This window comes from Pseudonocardia sp. ICBG601 (assembly GCF_020496245.1).
Genome location: NZ_JAHLJA010000148.1, coordinates 933,470 through 954,430 on the forward strand (window position 1 = coordinate 933,470; position 20,961 = coordinate 954,430).

The following is a 20,961-nucleotide window of genomic DNA, read 5'->3' on the forward strand; positions in this document are numbered from 1 at the left end:
GACGGGCTGCCGGTCGAGGAACAGTGGCCGTGCCTCCCCGGTGCTCCCCGCACGACCTCCCGAGCTCCCCGCTCCCCGACCTCCGCAGGATCTGTGAACGATCACGCTCCCCCCGTCTCGCCGTCCCTCCCGATCCCCGCGCCCCGTGCCGAGATGCGCGCGCTCAGCGTGCTGCTGGCCCTGCCGCCGTCGGCGGGCACCGCCTCGCTCGGCCGCGGGCTGCGCCAGGACCTCGCCGCCGAGGGCGTGGACCTCGTCGTCGTCGCCGACGGCATCGAGCTGCTGGACACCCTGCGCTCCCGCGGCGCCGACCTGCTCGTGCTCGACATGGAGCTGCCGGGCCCCGAGCCGTCGGTGCTGCTCGGGGCCGTGCAGTCCGAGTCCCCGCCGACCCCGGTGATCACCGTCGTGCCGCGCGAACGGCGGGCCGGGGTGATCGGCATGCTGCGCGGCGACCGCGACGACTTCCTGATCCGGCCGTTCGTCCCGGACGAGCTCGCGTCCCGGATCCGGCTCCGGCTGCGTGCCGCCGCGGGGCTGCCCGCACCGACGGTGCTCGGGCACGGCGGCCTGTCCGTCGACGTCGACGCCGGCCAGGTGTTCGTCGACGGCCGCCGGGTCGCGCTGTCCCCGACCGAGTACGCGCTGCTGCTCGCGCTGGCCGAGCAGGCGGGCGAGCCGGTCGCGCTCGACGACCTGGGCCGCCGGGCCTGGACCGAACCGGTGTCGGCCAACCTGGTGCAGGTCTACGTGTCCTACCTGCGGCGCAAGATCGGTCCCGAGCGGATCAGGACCATCCGGGGGCTGGGCTACCAGCTGGACGGCTGAGTCGGGGCTCTCAGGATCCGAAGGACGACGCGACGTCGAGCAGCAGGTCGTTCTCCTCCGGCGTGGACACGGTGACCCGCACCCCGTCGGTGGCGAACGGGCGCACGATCACCTTCCGCTCGCCGCAGTGCGTCGCGAACGCAGCGGTCCGGTCCCCGAGCGGCAGCCACACGAAGTTCGCCTGGGTCTCCGGCACGGTGAACCCGGACCCGCGCAGCCCGGCGGCCACCCGGTCCCGCTCGGCGACGACGGCGGCGCAGTCGGCGAGGATCTCCTCCCGGTGCTCCAGCGCGGCGACGGCACCCGCCTGGGCGACCGAGCTGACCCCGAACGGCGGCGCCACCTTGCGCAGCGCGGTCGCGATCTCCTCGGAGGTCAGGGCGTAGCCGACCCGCAGTCCCGCCAGCCGGTAGGCCTTGGAGAAGGTGCGCAGCACGACCAGGTTCGGGTGGTCGTCGAGCAGCGGCCGGCCGCTGACGGCGTCGGGGTCGGTGACGAACTCGGCGTAGGCCTCGTCGAGCACCACCAGCACGTCCGACGGCACGGCGCCCAGGAACCGGACGAACTCGTCGCGGTGCACGGCCGGGCCGGTCGGGTTGTTCGGGCTGCACACGAACACCACCCGGGTCCGCTCGGTGACGGCGGCGGCCATCGCGACGAGGTCGTGGCGGAAGTCGGGGTCCAGCGGCACGGTGCGGATCTCCGCCCCGCCGATCTGGGTCACGATCGGGTACGCCTCGAACGAGCGCCAGGCGAACAGCACCTCGTCGCCGGGGCCCAGGCAGCCGATCTGCACGAGCTGCTGGCACAGCGTCACCGAGCCGCAGCCGACCGCGACCCGCTCGGGGGCCAGGGCGTACAGGTCCGCGATGCGTCCGGTCAGCTCGACGACGCCGAGGTCCGGATACCGGTTGCCACCTGCGGCGGCGCGGGCGATGGCCTCCAGCACCGCGGGAGCGGGCGGCGCGGCGACCTCGTTGCTCGCGAGCTTGATCGCCCCGGGGACGGTGCGACCCGGCACGTAGGCGGGCAGGGTGTCCAGATCGGGACGGATCAGCGTCATGACGGCAACGGTATCCGCCGGGGGTCGAACCCGGGCCCGTGCTCTGGTTGAGTGACGTCATGACGACGACCGCTGTCCGGACCGAGGGCGTGCCGCTGACCGACGGGGGCGAGCTGCGCCTGACCGTGGCCGAACCCGACGGTCCGGTCCGCGGCGGTGTCGTCGTCCTGCAGGAGGCACGGGGGGTCACCGACTCGATCCGGCTGCTCGTCACCGGCCTCGCCGCGGACGGCTGGCTCGCCGTCGCCCCGCACCTCTACCGCGACGCCGGCGCGGGCGGCGACCTCGCCGACGGCTCCGACGCCGAGGTCGCCGAGCACGTCGGCAGCCTCGAGCCGCGCCAGGTCATGGACGACTGCGACACCGCGTTCGGCTGGCTGGGCGACGTGGGCATCGAGGCCGACCGGATGGGCGTGCTCGGGTTCGACCTCGGGGGCACGGTCGCGCTGCACGTCGCGGCCAACCGCACCCTCGGCGCGGCGATCACGGTCGCGGGTGGCGGGATCGAGTCGTCGCCGTGGTCCAGCCTGCCTGCCCTGGTCGAGACCGCACCCGAGCTGACCTGCCCCTGGCTGGGCATCTACTCGGAGGCCTCCGACACCGACGCCGTCGCCCGCCTGCGCGACGCCGCGGCGTCCTCGGGGAAGGCGACCGACGTCGTGATCTACCCGAGCACCGGCTACCGCTTCGACGACGACCCGGAGTCGGCCGCCGAGGCGTGGCAGCGGGTCCTCAACTGGTTCGACGCCCACCTGCGCTGACGAACGCCCCGGCCCGCGCGGCGGCTGCGGCCACGGCGGCCGCGCGGTGGGCGTCCGCGGTGTCCGGCTGCGCCCCCCGGGTGAGGAGCTGGTGGTAGAGCGGGGCGGAGACCGCCCGGACGACGGCGGCCGCGTCGGTGCCCGCCGGTAGCTCGCCGCGCGCCACCGCGTCGGTGACACACGGCTCCCAGACCGCGGTCCGGGCGTCGTAGAAGCCGCGCAGCGCCCGTGCGGTCCCGGCGTCGTCGACGGCGGCGCAGATCAGCGCGGTGAGCAGCCGTCCCTGCCGTGGGTCGGCCAGGGTGGAGCGGACCAGCTCGGCGTTGGCCAGGAGGTCGCCGTCCAGCGTCCCGGTGTCCGCCCGCGGCGCGGAGGTCTCGACCATGTCCGACACGAGGTCGGCCAGCACCGCGGGGACACTGCCCCAGCGCCGGTAGACCGTCGTCTTGCCGACGCCGGCCCGGCGCGCCAGCTCCGCGAGGTCCAGGCCCGGCAGCCCGAGCTCGATCAGGGCGTCGCCCGCCGCGGACAGCACGGCGGAACGGACCCGCGCGGTCCGGCCCCCCGGCCTGCTCATCTCCGGTGCCACGACCCCCACCCTAGCTTTTGACGGGACCGGGGTTCCGTTTGGCGTGTCCGTGGGTTAGCTTCAAAAGGAACCAGGGTTTCGTTAATGAGGAGTGGGCATGGAGTACCGACGGTTGGGCCGCAGCGGGTTGCAGGTCCCGGTCCTGAGCTTCGGCGCCGGCACGTTCGCCGGGCGCGGCGCGCTGTTCGGGGCGTGGGGGTCGGTCGACGTCGCCGGCGCGCGCCGGACGGTGGACCGGTGCCTCGACGCGGGGGTGACCCTGTTCGACACCGCCGACGTCTACTCCGACGGCGGGTCGGAGGAGGTCCTCGGGGCGGCGCTGCGGCACCGCCGCGACGAGGTCCTGATCTCGACCAAGGCCGGCCTGCCGGCCGGCCCCGGCCCGAACGACGCCGGCACCGGGCGCTCCCGCCTTGTGCGCGCCGTCGAGGACGCCCTGCGCCGGCTCGGCACCGACCGGATCGACCTGTTCCTGCTGCACGCCTACGACGCGGGCACCCCGCCCGAGGAGGTGCTCGCGACCCTGGACGTGCTCGTCCGGTCGGGCAAGGTGCGCTACACCGGCGTCTCCAACCACCCCGGGCGACGGCTGGTGCGGACCCTGGACCTGGCCGACCGGCACGGCTGGCCGCGGCCCGTCGCGCACCAGGTGTACTACTCGCTGGTCGGCCGCGACTACGAGTGGGACCTCATGCCGCTGGGCCACGAGGAGGGCGTCGGCGCCCTGGTCTGGAGCCCGCTGGGCTGGGGACGGCTCACCGGCCGGGTCCGGCGGGGCGCCCCGCTGCCCGCGGGCAGCCGGCTGCACACCACCGCCGAGGCGGGCCCGCCCGTCCCTGACGACCTGCTGTTCGACGTCGTCGACGTGCTCGACGCGATCGCCGCCGAGACCGGCCGCACGGTGCCGCAGATCGCGCTCAACTGGCTCACGACCCGCCCGACCGTCAGTTCGGTGATCGTCGGCGCGCGTGACCTCGGTCAGCTGGAGGACAACCTCGGCGCGGTCGGCTGGCGTCTCGACGACGACCAGGTCGCCCGTCTGGACGCGGTCTCGCACCGTCCTGCGCCGTACCCGTACTTCCCGTACGAGCGGCAGGAGGCCTTCGCCCGGCTCGCGCCGCCGCTCGTCGGCGCCCCGGCCTGACCGTCCCCGTGTGACGGGCCCCCTGTCCCGTGGGGGCCGGAGTGGGGTCCGGCCACTGGTGCGCGGCCGGGGCCGTCGGGGATGCTCGGGGCATGCCGCCCGTGTCGTCGCCGCAGACCGTCACCGATCCGGACACCCCCGAGCTCCTGTGGAGCCCGGACCCGGACCGGGTGGCGGACACCGAGATCGTCCGGTTCGCGACCTGGGCACGCGACGAGCGGGGCGCCCCGCTGTCCGACGTCACCGACTACGCCGAGCTGCACACCTGGTCGGTGACCGACCTGGAGGGCTTCTGGTCGGCCGTCGCCGAGTACTCCGGCGTGCTGTTCCACGAGAAGCCGACGGCGACGCTCGGCTCCCGCGACATGCCCGGCGCGCAGTGGTTCCCCGGCGCGACCCTCAACTACGCCGAGCACGCCCTGACCCCGGGCCCGGGCCGCGCCGACGACGACGTCGCGGTCGAGTTCGTGCGCGAGGACGGCCTCGAGCGCACCGTCACCCACGCCGAGCTGCGCGACCAGGTCGCCCGCGCCCGCGCCGGGCTGGTCCGGGCCGGCGTCGGGCAGGGGGACCGCGTCGTCGCGCTCGCCCCGAACAGCGTCGAGACCCTCGTCGCGTTCCTGGCCGCGGCGAGCCTCGGCGCGATCTGGTCGTCGTGCTCGCCGGACTTCGGAGCCCGCGCCGTGCACGACCGCTTCGCCCAGATCGAGCCCGCCGTGCTCGTCGCCGTCGACGGCTACCGCTACAACGGCAAGGGCTTCGACATCCGTGACAAGGTCGCCGACCTGCGCGGACAGCTGCCCACGCTGCGCGCGACCGTCCTCGTGCCCTACCTCGACCCCGACGCGACCCTCGACGGCACGACGACCTGGGCCGAGTTCACCGCCGGGTCCGGCCCGCTGGAGTTCACCGCGGTCCCGTTCGACCACCCCCTGTGGGTGCTCTACTCCTCGGGCACCACCGGCCTGCCCAAGGGCATCGTGCACGGTCACGGCGGCATCGTCGTGGAGCACCTGAAGGCGATGCGCCTGCAGCACGGGCTCGGGCCGGGGGAGCGGTTCTTCTGGTTCACCACCACCGGCTGGATGATGTGGAACTTCCTGGTCGGCGGCCTGCTCGTGGGCGCGACGATCGTGATGTTCGACGGCAGCCCCGGCCACCCCGACCTCGGCGCGCTGTGGGCGCTGGCGGCGAAGCACCGGGTGTCGCTGTTCGGCGTCTCCGCCCCCTACGTGCAGTCCTGCATGAAGGCCGGTCTGCGCCCCGGCGACGACCACGACCTGTCCTCGGTGCGCGCCCTCGGCTCCACCGGCGCGCCGCTGTCGGTCGACGGGTTCCGCTGGATCGGGGAGGCGGCCGGGTCGCACATCCAGATCTGCTCGGTCTCCGGCGGTACCGACGTCTGCGCGGCCTTCCTCACCAGTGCCCCCACGGTGCCGGTGTGGCTGGGTGAGCTGTCCTGCGCGGCGCTCGGCGCCGACGTCCGGTCCTGGGCCGAGGACGGCACCGACCTGCTCGACGACGTCGGCGAGCTGATCATCACCACGCCGACCCCGTCGATGCCGGTCATGTTCTGGAACGACCCGGACGGCACCCGTCTGCGGGAGTCCTACTACGAGGACTTCCCCGGCAACTGGCGGCACGGCGACTGGGTGCGCCGCACCCCGCGCGGCTCCTACGTCATCTACGGCCGCTCGGACTCCACACTCAACCGTGGCGGGGTCCGGATGGGCACCGCGGACTTCTACGCCGTCGTCGAGAACGTCGACGGGGTCGCGGACTCCCTGGTGATCGACACGACCGCGCTCGGCGAGCGCGAGGAGGGGGCCCTGCTCTGCTTCCTCGTCCTCGACGACGGTGTCGCGCTCGACGACGTCGAGCCGACCCTGCGCTCGCTGCTGCGCAAGGAGCTCTCGCCGCGGCACGTGCCGGACCGGTTCGTCGTCGTCGACGCGGTGCCGCGCACCCTGAACGGCAAGAAGTGCGAGGTGCCGGTGAAGAAGATCCTCGCGGGCACCGCGCCGGAGAAGGCGGTGTCGGCCGGCGCCCTCCAGAACCCCGACGCGCTGACCCCGTTCGTGGCCCTCGCAGGTTCCTGACCTGCGCCGGACCGGGGTCCCCCGGCCAGGGGGACCCCGGTTCCGGGCGGCCGGAATGCCCGTGTAGTGTTGCCTTCGCTGGTGGCCGTCAGGCACCGGGGAGGCTTCGCCTAGTCTGGTCTATGGCGCCGCACTGCTAATGCGGTTTGGGGTAACCCCCCATCCCGGGTTCAAATCCCGGAGCCTCCGCACCGGCACGGCGGTGGGGACACCGGTCGCCGGCCGACAACTGAAGATTGCTACGCTGGAGACAGCAACGCGCCCGTAGCTCAACGGATAGAGCATCTGACTACGGATCAGAAGGTTAGGGGTTCGAATCCCTTCGGGCGCACACATCGAGATCCGGCCCTGACCAGCAGTGATGGTCAGGGCCGCTTTCTTTTCCGGCCCCACGGCCGGCCAGGCCTCGGTCATGATGGCGGCCGGGACCCGTGGCCCGAGAAGGTGGGCGAGCAGATGAAGATCGGTGAGCTGGCGGAACGCACCGGCGTCAGCGTCCGGATGCTGCGGTACTACGAGCAGCAGGGCCTTCTGGCCTCCACCCGCAGCACCGGTGGTCAGCGCCTGTACGGCCCCCACGGGCCCGAGCGGGTCGAGCTGCTGCGCACGCTGTTCGCGGCCGGGCTGTCGAGTCGCACCATCGCGAGCCTGTTGCCGTGCGTGGACACGCCGGGTCCGCAGACCGCCGACGAGGCCTACGCGACGATGCGCCGTGAGCGGGACCGGCTCAGTGCCGCGATGGCGACGCTGGCGACCGCGCGGGACGCCCTGGACGGCCTCATCGCCTGCAACTCCGAGCACCGGGCCACGCTCGCATCGACACGACGCACCGCCTGAACGTCCGCCCACCGCGATGACCCGGGTCACGATCGCTGGCACCTGACACTGATGTCAGGTCCTAGCGTCGGCGACGTGATCAACGCATATGGGTACCGCACCTTCGGGGGACCCGAGGTCCAGGAGTTCCTCGACCGTCCCGACCCCGTCCCGGCCGCCCACGAGGTGGCCGTCGCCGTCGCCGTCGCCGGGGTCAACCCCCTCGACCACGTGCTGCGTGCCGGCCTCATGCCCGGGCTGAACGGTGCCGTGCCGTTCCCGCAGGTCCTCGGCATGGAGGCGGCGGGCGTGGTCACCGCCGTCGGGCCCGAGGTCCGGGGACTGGAGGTGGGTGACCGCGTGTTCGGGTTCGCGCTCACCGGGGCGGGGACCTACGCCCGCACGACCGTCCTCCTCGGGTCCGCCACGGCCCGCACCCCCGACGGGCTGTCGGACCGGTGGGCGGCCACGATCCCCGTCGCGGGGACCACGGCACTCGACGCGCTCGACCAGCTCGGCCTCCCGCCCGGCGCGCGTCTGCTCGTCAACGGGATCGGCGGCGGGGTCGGTATCGCCACCGCCCAGCTCGCCCGCGCCCGCGGACTCCGCGTCGTCGGCACCGCCGGTGGAACCAAGCGGGCGACCGTCACCGCCACCGGTGCAGCCTTCGTCGACTACACCACCGCCACGGCCGAGGCCGACCTGCGCGCGTTCGCGCCCGACGGGTTCGACGGCATCGTCGACCTCGTCGGCGGGGCCTCGTTGCGCGCCGTGGCACCGCTGGCCGCCGCGGCGACGACGGTGGTCTCGGTCGGAGACCCCACGGTGGTCGAGATCGGCGGCGCCATGGTCGAGCGCCACACCGACCGCCCCACCCTGGAGCGGGTGGCCGACCTGATGGTGCAGGGGGTCCTCGATCCGCACATCACCGCCGTCCACACCCTCGACGAGGCGGCGCAGGCCCTGGCGAGCGTGGAGAGCGGCCACTCGACGGGCAAGACGGTCCTCGACCTGACCGGCTGAGCGCCGACGTCCGGGCGTGGTGTGCTCCGGGAGCCGGCTTGCAACGCGCCCACTACGGATCGATCAGCCAGGCGCGCAGCGCCGTGGCCACGGCGGCGGGGTTCTCGTAGGGCGTCAGGTGCCCCACGTCGTCGAGCACGACGACATCGGGGTGGTCGGGCAGCCTGGACCGGAGCTCGTAGGCCTGTCGGAGCGGGATCCAGGGGTCGTCACGGCCCCAGCCGATGCGCGTCGGACACCGCGTGGCACCCAGCTTCTCCGCCACCGCACACGTGTCGGCAGCGCTCAGTGCGGCGATCTGGAGGTAGAACGCGGCCTGCCCGCCAGGAGCCGTCCACGGGGACACGAGTGCGTCGACGTCCCGGTCCGGCAGCTCCCGCGAGAGCGCACCGGTGACGTACCCCCTCACCAGTGCGGAGTGCAGGTCCGGGGGGAGCCGCGCGAACACGTCGGTGTTCTCGGCCACCAGCCGGAAGAAGGGCGAACCCCACGGGTCGAGCGTGACGATGTCCCAGAGGAACAGATCGGCGTAGTCGGCCCCGTGCAGCAGGTGGGCTCCCAGCGCGACCGCACCGCCGATGTCGTGGGCGACCACATGCGGGCGGCGGAGGTCCCAGACGCCGAGGAGGGAGACCAGACGCTCCGCCTGGGTGCGCAGGTCCGTCGCAACCGTCGGACCCTTCTCCGATTCCCCGTAGCCCGGCATGTCCCAGAGGAACACGCGGTGGTCGCGACCCAGCTCACGGGCGACGCGACCCCAGACCTGCGAGGACCACGGAGTGCCGTGACACAGGACGACGTCTCCCCGAGCCTGCTCCGTGGGCTCCAGGACCCGGGTGGCGACCGTGGCTCCGCCGACGGCGACCGGGATCGGGTCGGGCAGCAGCGGCTCGTGTGTCAGCATGGGGCGACGCTAAAACCTCAGGTCGACCTGAGGTCAAGCCGGAAGGACGTGGGGGGTTGAAGATCGGCGAGGCCGCCCGGAGGGTCGGCGTCGAGGTGCACGTCCTGCGGCACTGGAACGACGAGCGGGTCGTGGTTCCCGATCGTGCTGCCTCGGGCCATCGGGAGTACTCCGAGGAGCACGTCCGCCGCCTCCGCGTCGTCCAGGCATGCCGGAATGTCGGCATGAGCCTCGCGGAGATCCGGCTCGTGCTCCACCGCGGCTACGCAGAACGCACCCGGGTCATCGAGGGGAAGCTGCGCTGGATCCGGGAGCAGCGTGCCCGGCTGGGGGACGCGGAGAGGTTTCTCGAACACGTCGTCGACTGCACGCACGACCTGCTCACCCGGTGCGAGGACTGCACGGCCTACGCCGCGACGGTCCCGGAGCCGGTCGACGGGACCGGACCGGACGCGGGGCACGGCCCGTAGCCGGGACCCGGCCGCGCGGGGGTGGCCGCACCTCGGCCCCGGCCACAACAGTGGCCGGGGCCGGGGCAGGAGCGCGGTCAGTCCTTCTTGAAGGCGTCCTTGACCTTCTCGCCCGCCTGCTTGAGGTTGCCCTTGGCCTGGTCGCCCTTGCCCTCGGCCTCGAGCTTCTCGTCGTCGGTCGCCTTGCCGACGGTCTCCTTGGCCTTGCCCGTGAGCTCCTCGGTCTTGTTCGCGACCTTGTCGTCCGCTGCCATGGGTTCCTCCTCGGCTGGTGACACACCGCGACGACCGCCGGATCGACGCCGTCGCACAGGACCGGGTACCTCCGCAGCGGCAGGGGAAACGCGTTCTGCGTATCCCTGCGGATCCGGCGTCGCCGCGCCCGGCGGTAGGAAGGCACCGGGCGGACACGGGAGGGGTGCGGGACATGGACGGGGAGCTGGTCGTCGGGTCGGTGCTGGGCGACTTCGAGATCCGCGGGCGGCTCGGCGCCGGGGGCATGGGCGTGGTGCTGCGGGCCCACGACCGCCGCCACGGCGGCGAGGTCGCGCTGAAGGTGCTGCCCGCGCACCTGGCCGGGGACCCGGTCGTCGTCGAGCGGTTCCGGCGGGAGGCCCGTGCCGCGTTCGAGCTGCGTGACCCGCACGTCGTCCCGGTCCACGGGTTCGGCGAGGTCGACGGCAGGCTCTACCTGTCGATGCGCCTGGTCGACGGCGAGGACCTGGCCCGGATCCTCGCCCGCCGGGCGCCGCTGGAGCCCCGCCGGGCCGCCGGCATCCTGCGCCAGGCCGCGCACGCCCTCGACGCCGCGCACGCCGCCGGTCTGGTGCACCGGGACGTGAAGCCGGCGAACCTGCTCGTCGTCGAGAGCCGCGACGACTTCACCGCGCTCACCGACTTCGGCATCGCCCGCGCCGTCGGCCCGGACCCGGACACCGCGCTCACCGAGACCGGCGCGACCGTCGGCACGCTGGCCTACCTCGCCCCGGAACGCCTGTCGGGCACCGGTACGGTCGACGGCCGGGCCGACGTCTACGCGCTGACCTGCGTGCTCGTCGAGATGCTCACGGGGCGGCCCCCGTTCCCCGAGGCGGACCCGGCGGCCGTGCTCGCCGCGCACCTGATGACGCCGCCGCCCCGGGTGTCCGTGCTCCGGCCCGGGCTCGACCCCGGCTGGGACGACGTCGTCGCCCGCGGGATGGCGAAGGACCCCGCCGCCCGGTTCGCGACGGCCGGTGCGCTCGCCGCCGCGGTGCAGCGCCTGCTCGGGCCGCCCCCGGCGCCGGAGACCCCCGCGCCGATCCGGCCCGCGACCACCCCCGGGCCCGGACCCGCGTTCCCGGCCGTGACCGGCCCCGGGCTCGCCGCCGCGCCCCGACCCGCGTACCCGGCCCCGACCGGCGCCGGGTTCCCGGCCGCGGCCGGCGCGGCGCCCCGGGTCCGGTCGCGACGCCTGCCGGTGCTGATCGGGGCCTGCGTCACCGGGGCGGCGGTCGCGCTCGGGGCCACGTGGATGCTGCTGACCGGGCCGGCGGACCCGCCGGCAACCGGCACGGTGCAGCCGGCCGAGGCCACGACCACCCTCGCCGACGGCGACCTCCGGCTCTGGCGGCCGATCGCGCCGGTGTCGTGCGCGCGTCCGGCGGACCTCGTGGTCGTCGGCGCGGCGGTCGACCCGGCGCGGCACCGCGAGGACGTCGCCGAGCAGCTGCGCGCCCACCCCGGGGCGAACTACCTGCTCGCCGGGGACAGCTGCGTGCCCTTCCGGTCGCGCACCGCGGAGGGGAACCCGATCTACGTCACCTACCTGGGCCCGTTCGACGACCGCGGCGACGCCTGCGCCGCGCTCGCACGGACCGGTGGCGACGCCTACCTGCGCCCGGTCACCGGGCCGTCCCCGGTGGCGACGGGCGTGCGCCCCTGCTGACCGGGCCCACGGCCGTGACCTGGTGTTCACCGGCGGACACGTCGTCGTACCCGGGCCCGGTCATGCTCGTCCCACCCCGGTGGCCCGGGCGTCGGGCCCTGGGCCGCGCCCCGTCGTCGCGATAGTGTCCTGGGTCACGACGACGGCGCCGTGCAGCCGGGTCGACACGTCGAGGAGGCCGGGGTGCGCTACTGGACCACCGACGACCGACCGGCCCGCGAGCAGTTCAGCTACTGGCGCGAGGTGATCTGCGAGGCGTTCACCCCGCTCGCCGCCGAACGGCCCCGGGTCCGGCACGCGGGCCCGGCCGACCCGGGGGCGATCCGGAGCTGGGTGCGGGCGACCCGGCTGACCGCCACGAACTGCGCCGAGGTGTCCTCGGCGACCCAGCTCATCACCCACGGCCGCGACGAGATCCGCCGCACCACGACCGACCACGTCTTCGTGAACCTGCAGGTCAGCGGGCACTGCGTGGGGACACAGGCCGGCCGCCGCTGCGTCGTCGAACCGGGGGGCTTCGCCCTGTTCGACACGACCCGCGAGTACGGCCTCGAGTTCGTCGCCGACGACGACACCCAGGACTGGCGGTGCGTGTCGTTCCGGGTGCCCCGCGCGCAGCTGGTGCCGCTGGTCGCCGACCTCGACGGCGCCACGGCGGTGACCCACGACGGCGCCGCGCCGGGGATCGCCCGCGTCGTCGCCTCGATCATGCTCGCCACCTGGAACGCCGTCGACACCTTCGACCCGGCCGCGGCCGCCGCGGCCGAGACCGCGTTCACCACCCTCCTCGCGGCCGCGACCGGCGGCTCCGAGGAGCTGCGCGACACCGGGCGGGAGCACCTCGACGCCGGCCTGCGCGCGGCCGTCAACCGGCACCTGGCCGCGCACCTGCGGACCGGCGACACCTCGGCGGCGGCGGTCGCGGCGCGCTTCGGCATCTCGGTCCGCAAGCTGCACCAGCTCTACGAGGGCACCGGCCGGAGCTTCGCCCGCACCGTCATGGCCCTGCGGGTCGACGGCTGCACCCGCGAGCTCGGCGCGCCGGGCCCGACCGGCACCCTCACCGAGCTCGCGGCGCGGTGGGGTTTCGCCGACCTGTCCCACCTCAACCGGGTCTTCCGCGCCCGGCACGGCTGCCTGCCCTCGGAGTTCCGCGACCGCGGCCCGGCCGGATCGTGCACACCGGTACCGGCCGGCGTGCGCGCCGGTTCGATCCTCGGGCCCGGCGTCCCGGCCACGCTCCATCCGAGCCCCTGACACCGGTCGCGTCGGGGCCCGAGCGGAAGGCATCCGACGATGACACTGGACTTCACCCTCGACGAGGCGCAGCTGGGCCTGCGTGAGCAGGCCCGGCAGTTCGCCGACAGCGTCCTCTCCGGTGTGGAGGCGGCGATCGCTCCGTTCCCGGAGCCCGCCCAGCGGTTCTCCGCCATCGAGCCGTTCTACCGGCAGATGGTCGACGCCGGGTTCGTGAAGGCGCTCGTCCCGGCCGAGTACGGCGGGGGGAGGTTCACCTCGCTGCAGTTCGTGCTCGCCGTCGAGGAGATCGCCCGGGTCGACGTCAACGTCGCCTCCGCCATCCTCGGGACCGGCCTCGGGCTGTACCCGATCGTGCACTTCGGCTCCGAGGAGCAGAAGCAGCGGTGGCTGCCGGCGTTCTGCGGGTCCGAGCCGAAGCTCGCCGCGATCGCCTACACCGAGGTCACCGGCGGCGCCAACTACGACTCGCCCGACCCGAAGGTCGGCATCCAGACCTTCGCCCGGATCGAGGGCGACGAGATCGTCCTCAACGGGGCCAAGCACTACACCACCAACGGCTCCGGCTGGGACGGCGGCGGAGCCGACCTCATCTCGGTCGTCTGCCGCACCGACCCGGCACTGCCGCCGCAGGAGTCGCTGGCGATCGTCGTCGTCGAGCGGGGCACGCCCGGGGTGGAGATCACCGGGATGCTCGACACCATCGGGCACCGCGCCACCAACTCGCCGCGGGTGGAGTTCCACGACGTCCGCGTGCCGCTCGCCAACATGATCGGCGGGCCCGGTGACGGCATGGAGATCGTGAAGAGTGCGTTCACCTGGACCTGCGCGCCCATCGGCGCGGCCTGCGTCGGGCGGATGCGGGCGGCCTTCGACTACGCCTACGAGTTCGCGCGGACCGACAACCGCTCCGGCCCGCACCCGGTGATCGAGTACCAGAACGCCGGCTACATGCTCGCCGACATCAAGATCCGCATCGAGGCCACCCGCTACCTGGCCTGGAAGGCCGCCGACCACTTCGACCGGACCGGCGGCAAGGACCGCGAGCTCGCGAACATCACCAAGATCTACGCCTCGGAGCGGTCGGTCGACGTCGTCTACGACGCGATGCGTCTGGTCGGGGTGGACGCCTACACGACCGAGACGCCGATCGCGGGGATCATGCAGGACGTCCTCTGCTTCCCCGTCTACGACGGCGGCAACATGGGCGTCCGGCGACGGCACCTGCACGAGATGCTGATGGAGCCGAGCTACGACCCGCTGGCCTCGGCCGAGAACCGGCTCGCCACCGGCTCCTGACCGCCCCGGGCCGGTCCCCGGCGCGACGGGGACCGGCCCGCTCCCGTGCTCAGGCGTGCGCGGCGACCGGGTCGTCGGCGGCCTCGGGCAGGATCTCGCCGTCCTCCAGCACGTTCGCGCCCGGCACTTCGTGCAGGAAGATCGCCACGTCGGTCTTCGCGTCCCCGGTGACCGCGCACCACGCGTCGGCGATCCCGTGCAGCAGCCGGGCCCGGACCTCGGGGGAGCGGCCGTCGCGGATCAGCCCGACCATCCGCGGGCCCTCCACCGGCTCCCCGGCCACGAAGACACTGCCCGGCGGGACCTCGGTGAAGGTGCAGTGCACGTAGCGGGCGGGGGCACCGGTGACCTCGCTGTGGACCCTCGTCACCGCCGCGGCGACCTCGGCGCGGTGGGCCAGCGTCGCGTTCCCGGTGGGGACGGTGAAGCGGTAGTAGGGCATCGTCGACCTCCGTGGTGGGACTCGAATCGAGTTCGACGATAACGGGGCACCTGTGGCCCCGCAAGCTCGAAGGACTCGAAAAGTGTCCTAGTATCGGGCGCTGTGAAGCACGACGAGCTCGGCGCCGCGTACTGCTCGGTGGCCCGCACCTGGGCGGTCCTCGGCGAGCGGTGGACGATGATGATCCTGCGCGAGTGCTTCCGCGGCGAGCGCCGCTACGACCACTTCCGCGACAAGCTCGGTCTCGGCAGCAACGTCCTCAACGACCGGCTGCGCGTGCTGGTGGAGGAGGGCGTGCTCGACCGCGTGCCCTACCAGGAGCGTCCGGTCCGGCACGAGTACCGGCTCACGCCGAAGGGCGCCGACCTCTACCCCGTGCTGGTGGCGCTGATGAACTGGGGCGACCGGTACGCCGTCGACGTCCCGCCGGTCCGGCTGGTGCACCGCGGCTGCGGCCACCCCGCCGAGCCCCGGCTCACCTGCGCGCACTGCGCCGAGCCGGTGGCGTGGCGGGACATGACCGCGGAGGTCGAGCCCGGCGCCTGGTGAGCGTCACGACGTCGTCGCGGTCGGAGGGTGTCGCCCGTCGCCCGCCACGCGCAGGGCGTCGGCGGTCGCCGCGTCGCAGACCAGGGTGTGGACCAGGCCCGAGCGCAGTACGGCGCGGGTGGCGTCGGCCCGCTCCGGGTCCCTGACCAGCGCGATCACGTCGCCCGCGGCCCGCAGGTCCGCCTCCCCGGCCGCGACGAGCTGGTGCGCCGGCCCGCTGTCGAGGACCCGGCCGGTGCGGTCGACCAGCAGCCCGACGACCTCGCCGACGGCACCGCCCTCGGCCAGCCGTCGCCGCTCGGGGGCGGTCAGCACGTCGTGCACGGTGGAGTGCCCGGCCCGCCACGCCCCGATCCCGACGACGGCGGTGTCCAGCGCGGCGCAGCGGGCCAGCGCGTCGGCGACGCCCGGCTGGGCCCGCACCGCGCGGGCGGTGTCGGCGTCGGGCAGCAGCAGGGGCGCGTAGACCGGGTAGGCGTCGCCGCCGCACAGTGCGGCGGCCCGGAACACCGCGGTGGCCGAGCCGTCGCGCCGCCACGGCAGCGAGTAGGCGCCGCACAGCTGAACGACGGTGCAGCGCGCGAGCCGGGGGAGGAGCCCGACGACGTCGTTGACCGTCCGGGACCAGGCCAGGCCCAGGACGTCACCCGTGCCGACGGTCTCGGCGAGCAGCGCGGCGGCGAGCGCGGGCACCCCGCCGCCGTCCGGGTGGGTGTCGTCGTCGCGGGCGACCAGGGCGCGGCGCAGCCCGTAGGCGGCGCGGACCGCCGCCGAGCGCGCCGCGTCGACGTCCCCGCCGGGGTCGATCGCGACCCGGACCAGCCCGCGCTCGCGGGCGGCGTCGAGCAGCCGGGCCACCTGGAACCGGCTGAGCCCCAGCTCGGTGCCGACCGCGATCCGGGACCGCCCGTGCAGCAGCACCTGCTCGGCCACCTCGGCCGCGAGCACCCGGCGGGCCGGGCCCCAGGCGGGTGCGTCGTCGTCACCGCTCATCTGAGCACCGTAGCGCGCGCATCGTCCGGTGATGTTGACCTTCCGTGCCCGCGGCCGTGTACTCGACGGTGTTCGGACCGCTCAGATGAGTGGAGGCACGCCATGACCGCGACGATCGGCACGACCCCGGCAGCCGCGCACCACCCGGCGCCGGAACCGGCCCCGGTGTCGCGCCAGCTGCTCGTCGGCCGCGACGACGGCTACGGCGACCTCGCCCTGGAGCGGTTCGCGCTCGCCCCCGGTGCCGGGGCGTGGCACGCCCCGGCCGCGCCGTGCGACCGGCTGCTCGTCGTCCTCGCCGGCCGGGCCCGGGTGGGCGTCGCGGCCGGCGGGCCGTCGGTGGAGCTCGCCGCGGACGAGGTCGTGCACGTGGCGGGCGGGCACGCCCACCGGGTCGAGGTGCTCGCCCCCGGGCCCGGCGGGTGCCTGGAGTGGATCCTGCTGGCGGGGCCCCGGCCGGACCCTCAGCCGTAGAGGTCGGGGCGGCGGTCGGCCAGGTAGGGGTTCGCCCGTCGTGACACCGCCAGCGCGGACCGGTCCAGGTCGGCCACCAGCAGCTCGGGGTCGCGGCCCGCCCGCACCACGGCGCCGTTCGGCCCGGCGACGCAGGACAGCCCGCCGTAGGTCAGCGACCCCTCGGTGCCGCACCAGTTGGCGTAGGCCACGTACACCTGGTTCTCCCACGCCCTGGCCGGGACGAGCACCTGCGGTACGTGGTCGTAGGGGAGCATGTTGGCGGTCGGGACCAGCACGGCGTCGGCGCCGGCCAGCGCCAGCGCGCGGACGGTCTCGGGGAACTCGACGTCGTAGCAGACCAGCAGGCCCAGGCCCCAGCCGTTCCAGGTCACGACGGCGGGCGGGGTGTCCGAGGCGGTGAAGCAGGCCCGGTCGAGCGCGCCGAACAGGTGCGTCTTGCGGTACCCGGCGAGCCGGGTCCCGTCCGGCCCGACCAGCGCGACGGCGTTGGCGACCCGTCCGCCGTGGCGCTCCGGGTAGCCGTAGAGCACCGCCGTCCCCGACGCCCTGGCGATCGCCGCGACCGCGTCCGCCGACGGCCCGTCCGCCGGCTCGGCGAGCTCGGCCACCGCATCCGCGCCGATGTCGTAGCCGGTCAGGAACATCTCCGGGGTGACGAGCAGGTCCGCGTCCGCGGCGGCGCACGCCTCGGCGAGCCGGGCGAGGTTCCCGGCCACGTCGCGCGGCCGGGAGACGGTCTGCAGCAGCGCGACGCGCATCAGTCCGGCAGCGCGGGCGGCGCGAGCTCGGCGAACCGGTCCCCGGGACCGGGGTTGTCCGGCGGGGTGGACCCGCCCAGATGCGCGACGATCCCCCAGACCGCGTTCAGCGCGGTCTGCACCGCGCCCTCCGCCCAGGCCGGGGTCCACGACACGTCGTCGCCCGCCATGAAGATCCCGCGCTCGGCGACGGGCAGGTCGTCCTGCACGAAGTGGCAGTACATCCGCCGGTTGTAGCGGTAGTGCCCGGGCAGGGCGCCCTTGAACGCACCGAGGCTGTGCGGGTCGGACTCCCAGGTCACGGTGATCGGGTCGCCGATGACGTGCGCCCCGACGTCGACGGTCGGGTAGATCTTGCGCAGCGCGCCCAGCGCCAGCTCGACCCGCTTCTCGACCGGGTACGGCAGCATCTTCAGCGAGTCGCTCATCCACGAGTACGACAGGCAGATCACCCCGGGCCGGTCCGGCCCGTTGTCGAACAGGTACGTGCTGCGGGTGAGCCGGTCGGTCAGCGTCGTGGACATGACCTCGCGCCCGGTCGCCGGGTCGACGTCGCGCCAGAACGGCCGGTCCACCATCACGAACGTCTTGGTCGACTGCATGTAGCGGGTGCGGTCCAGGGCCATCCACACCTCCTGGCCGAACAGCGACTCGTCGGTGTCGATCTGGGTGGACAGCAGCCAGCTCTGGCAGGTGGTGAGCACCACGGACACGTCGCGGGTGCCGCCGTAGACGTCGGTGACGCGGATCGTGTCCGCGTCGAGGCGGTGCAGCCGCGCGACTCCCGGGCGGGTCCCGCCCCCGTGCAGCGACGACAGGCTGGTCCCGGCGGGCCAGTGCACCAGGTCGTCGGGGGTGCGCGTCCACAGTCCCTGCGGCACCTGCTCCACCCCGCCGACGACGAGCAGCTGGTCGTCGTCGCAGCCGGTCAGCACCACCCGCAGGATCTCCAGCATCGAGTTCGGGAAGTCCGAGTCCCAGCCACCGGTCCCGAAGCCGACCTGGCCGAACGCCTCGCGGTGGGCGAAGGACAGGTCGGAGAACGCCTTCGAGGTGGACACGAAGTCGTAGAAGGTGCGGTCGTCCCAGACCTCGACGAGCTCCGCCCACAGCGCCCGGATGCGCGGGACGTCGCGCTCGCGGATCGCCTGCTGCAGGTCGGTGAAGCCCGCTCCCTCCTCCAGCGCGCTCGCCCAGGCGTCGGCGACCTCGGTGAAGAACGGGGGCAGGTCGGCCAGGGTCCGGCCGTAGTACGTCCGTCCGTGCAGGTCGATCACCGTGCTGCCGGCCGCCTCCGTCAGCGGGTTCGGGAACGGCGCGGTGGGCAGCCCGAGCAGGTCGACGTAGTGGTGGAACGCCGTCGAGGAGCGGGGGAAGCGCATCCCGCCCAGCTCGGCGACGATCCCGTCGGCACCCTCGAAGGGCTGCGAGCGCAGTCGTCCGCCCAGGTGGGAGGACTCGTACACGACCGGCCGCAGCCCGATGCGCATCAGCTCGTAGGCGGCGACGAGCCCGGCGATCCCGGCCCCGACGACCACGACCTCGGCCCCCAGCCGGTCCGGTGGGACCCGGCCGAGACCGGCCGGGTGGGCCAGCCAGTCGTCGTAGGGGAAGGGGAAGTCCGGGCCGAAGGCGGTGACGGGTGGCTGCTCGGGGCTCATGGGTGGGCTCCTCGGGTCGTGTGCCGGGGATCACCCGGCCCCGCGACCCTATCCAGGACCCCCGCCCCGGATCAGCCCTTTCTGCGCCGCGAGCGCACGACGCCGGTGACGATCCGCTGGTAGGTGGTCGGCAGCAGCCGCACCATCGAGTCGATGGCCCACGCGTCCGGTCCGATGAGGACACGGCGCTGGTTGCGCCGCACGCCGTCCAGGATGGTCTTCGCGGCCCGGTCCGGGGTGGTGGTGAGCATCCGCTCGAACTCGGCGGTGGCGTCGGCGGCCGGGCGGCCGGTGGCGGCGGCGACGCTGTCGTCGACCCGGGCGGCCTTCGCGATGTTGGTGCGGATCCCGCCGGGGTGCACGCAGGTCGCGGACACCGGGGACCCGGTGAGCTCGAGGTCCTGGCGCAGCGACTCGGTGAAGCCGCGGACCGCGTACTTGCTCGCGTTGTAGCCGCTCATCAGGGGCTGCGCGGCGACGCCGAAGATGCTCGACAGGTTGACCACGTGGCCGGCGCCCGCGGCCTCCATGTGCGGCAGGAACGCCTTGGTCCCGTAGACCACGCCCCAGAAGTTGATGTCCATGATCCAGCGGTAGTCCTCCAGGGACAGCGCCCCGGTGGTGCCCGACAGCGCGACGCCGGCGTTGTTGACGATCATGTGGACGGCGCCGTGGTCGGCGACGACGGCGTCGGCCCAGCCGTAGACGGCCTTCTCGTCGGAGACGTCCAGCTCGGCGGTGGTGACCCGCACCTGCGGCCCGGCGAGCGCGGCGGTCTCGGCGAGGCCCGCGGCGTCCCGGTCGGCCAGGGCGAGGTGGCAGCCGTCGCCCGCGAGGCGCAGGGCCAGTGCGCGCCCGATGCCGGATCCGGCTCCGGTGATCGCGGCGGTACGACCGGTGAAGGACTTCATCGTCGGCTCCTCACGAGCGGGTGTGGTGGGCGACCCTAATCTGATGACGCGTGATTCCACATGGCGGGGTGACCGGCGTCATCCCAGGCCGGTGCCGCCCACGAGGAAGAGGGCGAGCGCGTCCGTGACCCGGTCCCGGGGCGGGTCGAACCCGCTCACCGTCCAGGTCATGACGACGTGGCTGATCCCGCCGATGACCGCGTCGGCGCGCAGCCGGGTGGCGGTGGCGTCGGCGGGGGAGGGGGCGGCGTGGTCCGCGGTGAGCGCCAGGAGCAGCCGCCCGAAGCCGGACATGGTCTCCAGCGAGGTGCGCTCGACCTCGGGGCTCACCCCGAGCACCTCGAACCAGACCACCCGGGCGAGCCGCGGGTCGTCCTCCACCACGCGCAGGAACGCGTCGAGGCCGGTCCGGGCCAGCGTGAGCGGGTCGGTGCCGGGCGCCGCGGCCAGTGCGGGGGGCACCGCGTCGCGGAGGCGGGCGGTGCACCCGGCGTAGACGGCGAGCAGCAGCGCCTCGGTGCCGTCGAAGCACTCGTAGAAGTACCGGTCGGCGACGCGTGCCTCCCGGCAGATCCGGCGCACGGTGGTCGCTCGGTAGCCGTCGGTCCCCAGCACCTGCAGTCCCGCGTCGAGCAGGCGGCGGCGACGGTCCTCGGCGCGGTCCGACGCGGACGCGCCCGCGTAGGTCCGGCCGGTGCTCACACCGCCATTCCAGCACGGGCGGGCCGCACCCCCCCGGGCTCCCCGGTGCGGCGGCCGGACGGGGACGGCCCGTGTGCGGCCCCACCCCGTCTACCCCGACCGGGTGAACCTGCCGTGCGCGACCGGCGTGGCGCACGACGCTCCGAGAAACAGTCCGGGCGTTTGGTTTCTCCACCCGCCGTGACCGGATGATGCGGCCGAGAGGGGCATTCACCAGCGTGTTCGGGTGGTGACGGCCGCGGAGATTTGCCATACACGTGACCCGCGTCGCATCCTGAAACCGTCATG

At 74.2% G+C, this 20,961-nt stretch carries 22 protein-coding genes and 2 tRNA genes; 14 read left to right on the forward strand and 10 right to left on the reverse strand.

From position 1 onward, the window contains the following. The first annotated feature begins 153 nt into the window (after window positions 1-153). Window positions 154-828, forward strand: coding sequence for a response regulator transcription factor (locus tag KPL57_RS33630; RefSeq protein ID WP_218899298.1), 675 nt, complete (start codon window positions 154-156; stop codon window positions 826-828). A gap of 10 nt (window positions 829-838) precedes the next feature. Here the strand turns inward: KPL57_RS33630 and hisC are convergent, their stop codons facing one another. Then, window positions 839-1,891 (reverse strand): histidinol-phosphate transaminase, encoded by a 1,053-nt coding sequence (gene hisC / locus KPL57_RS33635; RefSeq protein WP_226354624.1) that lies wholly within the window; start codon window positions 1,889-1,891, stop codon window positions 839-841. Between the two features lie 59 nt (window positions 1,892-1,950). Here hisC and KPL57_RS33640 point away from each other — a divergent pair, with 59 nt between their 5' ends. Next, window positions 1,951-2,652 (forward strand): dienelactone hydrolase family protein, encoded by a 702-nt coding sequence (locus KPL57_RS33640; protein WP_226354625.1) that lies wholly within the window; start codon window positions 1,951-1,953, stop codon window positions 2,650-2,652. Here KPL57_RS33640 and KPL57_RS33645 read toward each other — a convergent pair. Continuing rightward, the gene (locus tag KPL57_RS33645) at window positions 2,624-3,241 is read right to left on the reverse strand and encodes a TetR/AcrR family transcriptional regulator (RefSeq protein ID WP_226354626.1); all 618 of its coding nucleotides are present in this window, start codon (window positions 3,239-3,241) and stop codon (window positions 2,624-2,626) included. The genes KPL57_RS33640 and KPL57_RS33645 overlap by 29 nt on opposite strands. A gap of 97 nt (window positions 3,242-3,338) precedes the next feature. Between KPL57_RS33645 and KPL57_RS33650 the strand changes: the two genes are divergently transcribed. The 6 genes from KPL57_RS33650 (at window position 3,339) to KPL57_RS33675 (ending at window position 8,323) form a co-directional block, all read left to right on the forward strand. Continuing rightward, window positions 3,339-4,385: an aldo/keto reductase gene (locus KPL57_RS33650; protein ID WP_226354627.1), complete on the forward strand. Its 1,047-nt coding sequence runs from the start codon at window positions 3,339-3,341 to the stop codon at window positions 4,383-4,385. A gap of 92 nt (window positions 4,386-4,477) precedes the next feature. Further along, window positions 4,478-6,484, forward strand: coding sequence for an acetoacetate--CoA ligase (locus KPL57_RS33655; RefSeq protein WP_226354628.1), 2,007 nt, complete (start codon window positions 4,478-4,480; stop codon window positions 6,482-6,484). Window positions 6,485-6,583: 99 nt separating this feature from the next. Continuing rightward, window positions 6,584-6,673, forward strand: a tRNA-Ser gene (locus tag KPL57_RS33660). 69 nt (window positions 6,674-6,742) lie between these two features. Beyond that, window positions 6,743-6,815: transfer RNA gene (locus KPL57_RS33665), tRNA-Arg, on the forward strand. A 125-nt stretch (window positions 6,816-6,940) separates the two neighbouring features. Continuing rightward, the gene (locus KPL57_RS33670; protein ID WP_226354629.1) at window positions 6,941-7,321 is read left to right on the forward strand and encodes a MerR family transcriptional regulator; all 381 of its coding nucleotides are present in this window, start codon (window positions 6,941-6,943) and stop codon (window positions 7,319-7,321) included. Window positions 7,322-7,396: 75 nt separating this feature from the next. Next, window positions 7,397-8,323: an NADP-dependent oxidoreductase gene (locus KPL57_RS33675; protein ID WP_226354630.1), complete on the forward strand. Its 927-nt coding sequence runs from the start codon at window positions 7,397-7,399 to the stop codon at window positions 8,321-8,323. Window positions 8,324-8,375: 52 nt separating this feature from the next. Here KPL57_RS33675 and KPL57_RS33680 read toward each other — a convergent pair whose 3' ends face one another. Further along, window positions 8,376-9,227: an alpha/beta fold hydrolase gene (locus KPL57_RS33680; protein WP_226354631.1), complete on the reverse strand. Its 852-nt coding sequence runs from the start codon at window positions 9,225-9,227 to the stop codon at window positions 8,376-8,378. Between the two features lie 56 nt (window positions 9,228-9,283). Here KPL57_RS33680 and KPL57_RS33685 point away from each other — a divergent pair, with 56 nt between their 5' ends. Then, a complete protein-coding gene (locus KPL57_RS33685) occupies window positions 9,284-9,697 on the forward strand; it encodes a MerR family transcriptional regulator (RefSeq protein WP_226354632.1) in 414 nt (137 codons plus the stop codon). A 77-nt stretch (window positions 9,698-9,774) separates the two neighbouring features. On the opposite strand, the gene KPL57_RS33690 is transcribed toward KPL57_RS33685, so the two are convergent. Further along, the gene (locus tag KPL57_RS33690) at window positions 9,775-9,951 is read right to left on the reverse strand and encodes a CsbD family protein (RefSeq protein WP_226354633.1); all 177 of its coding nucleotides are present in this window, start codon (window positions 9,949-9,951) and stop codon (window positions 9,775-9,777) included. Window positions 9,952-10,124: 173 nt separating this feature from the next. On the opposite strand from KPL57_RS33690, the gene KPL57_RS33695 reads away from it, so the two are divergent. The 3 genes from KPL57_RS33695 to KPL57_RS33705 all read left to right on the forward strand — a co-directional run bounded on the left by KPL57_RS33695 (window position 10,125) and on the right by KPL57_RS33705 (window position 14,180). Further along, a complete protein-coding gene (locus tag KPL57_RS33695; protein ID WP_226354634.1) occupies window positions 10,125-11,624 on the forward strand; it encodes a serine/threonine-protein kinase in 1,500 nt (499 codons plus the stop codon). A gap of 150 nt (window positions 11,625-11,774) precedes the next feature. Continuing rightward, a complete protein-coding gene (locus KPL57_RS33700) occupies window positions 11,775-12,881 on the forward strand; it encodes a helix-turn-helix domain-containing protein (RefSeq protein ID WP_226354635.1) in 1,107 nt (368 codons plus the stop codon). Between the two features lie 39 nt (window positions 12,882-12,920). Continuing rightward, entirely contained in the window at window positions 12,921-14,180 is a 1,260-nt protein-coding gene (locus KPL57_RS33705; RefSeq protein ID WP_226354636.1) for an acyl-CoA dehydrogenase family protein, read from the forward strand. Between the two features lie 49 nt (window positions 14,181-14,229). On the opposite strand, the gene KPL57_RS33710 is transcribed toward KPL57_RS33705, so the two are convergent. Beyond that, on the reverse strand, window positions 14,230-14,622 hold the full coding sequence (locus KPL57_RS33710; protein WP_226354637.1) for a tautomerase family protein: 393 nt from the start codon (window positions 14,620-14,622) through the stop codon (window positions 14,230-14,232). Window positions 14,623-14,724: 102 nt separating this feature from the next. On the opposite strand from KPL57_RS33710, the gene KPL57_RS33715 reads away from it, so the two are divergent. Next, on the forward strand, window positions 14,725-15,171 hold the full coding sequence (locus KPL57_RS33715; protein WP_226354638.1) for a helix-turn-helix domain-containing protein: 447 nt from the start codon (window positions 14,725-14,727) through the stop codon (window positions 15,169-15,171). 3 nt (window positions 15,172-15,174) lie between these two features. Here the strand turns inward: KPL57_RS33715 and KPL57_RS33720 are convergent, their stop codons facing one another. Continuing rightward, window positions 15,175-16,164: a sugar-binding transcriptional regulator gene (locus KPL57_RS33720; RefSeq protein WP_226354639.1), complete on the reverse strand. Its 990-nt coding sequence runs from the start codon at window positions 16,162-16,164 to the stop codon at window positions 15,175-15,177. Between the two features lie 102 nt (window positions 16,165-16,266). On the opposite strand from KPL57_RS33720, the gene KPL57_RS33725 reads away from it, so the two are divergent. Further along, complete coding sequence (locus KPL57_RS33725) at window positions 16,267-16,638, forward strand: hypothetical protein (protein WP_226354640.1); 372 nt, start codon at window positions 16,267-16,269, stop codon at window positions 16,636-16,638. On the opposite strand, the gene KPL57_RS33730 is transcribed toward KPL57_RS33725, so the two are convergent. The 4 genes from KPL57_RS33730 to KPL57_RS33745 all read right to left on the reverse strand — a co-directional run bounded on the left by KPL57_RS33730 (window position 16,629) and on the right by KPL57_RS33745 (window position 20,673). Continuing rightward, complete coding sequence (locus tag KPL57_RS33730; protein ID WP_226354641.1) at window positions 16,629-17,399, reverse strand: carbon-nitrogen hydrolase family protein; 771 nt, start codon at window positions 17,397-17,399, stop codon at window positions 16,629-16,631. The two genes, KPL57_RS33725 and KPL57_RS33730, sit on opposite strands and share 10 nt — an antisense overlap. Next, complete coding sequence (locus KPL57_RS33735) at window positions 17,399-19,060, reverse strand: NAD(P)/FAD-dependent oxidoreductase (RefSeq protein ID WP_226354642.1); 1,662 nt, start codon at window positions 19,058-19,060, stop codon at window positions 17,399-17,401. The genes KPL57_RS33730 and KPL57_RS33735 overlap by 1 nt, the downstream gene beginning before the upstream one ends. Window positions 19,061-19,131: 71 nt before the next feature. Beyond that, window positions 19,132-19,971: an SDR family oxidoreductase gene (locus KPL57_RS33740; protein ID WP_226354643.1), complete on the reverse strand. Its 840-nt coding sequence runs from the start codon at window positions 19,969-19,971 to the stop codon at window positions 19,132-19,134. A gap of 78 nt (window positions 19,972-20,049) precedes the next feature. Next, window positions 20,050-20,673: a TetR/AcrR family transcriptional regulator gene (locus tag KPL57_RS33745; RefSeq protein ID WP_226354644.1), complete on the reverse strand. Its 624-nt coding sequence runs from the start codon at window positions 20,671-20,673 to the stop codon at window positions 20,050-20,052. Between the last annotated feature and the right edge of the window lie 288 nt (window positions 20,674-20,961).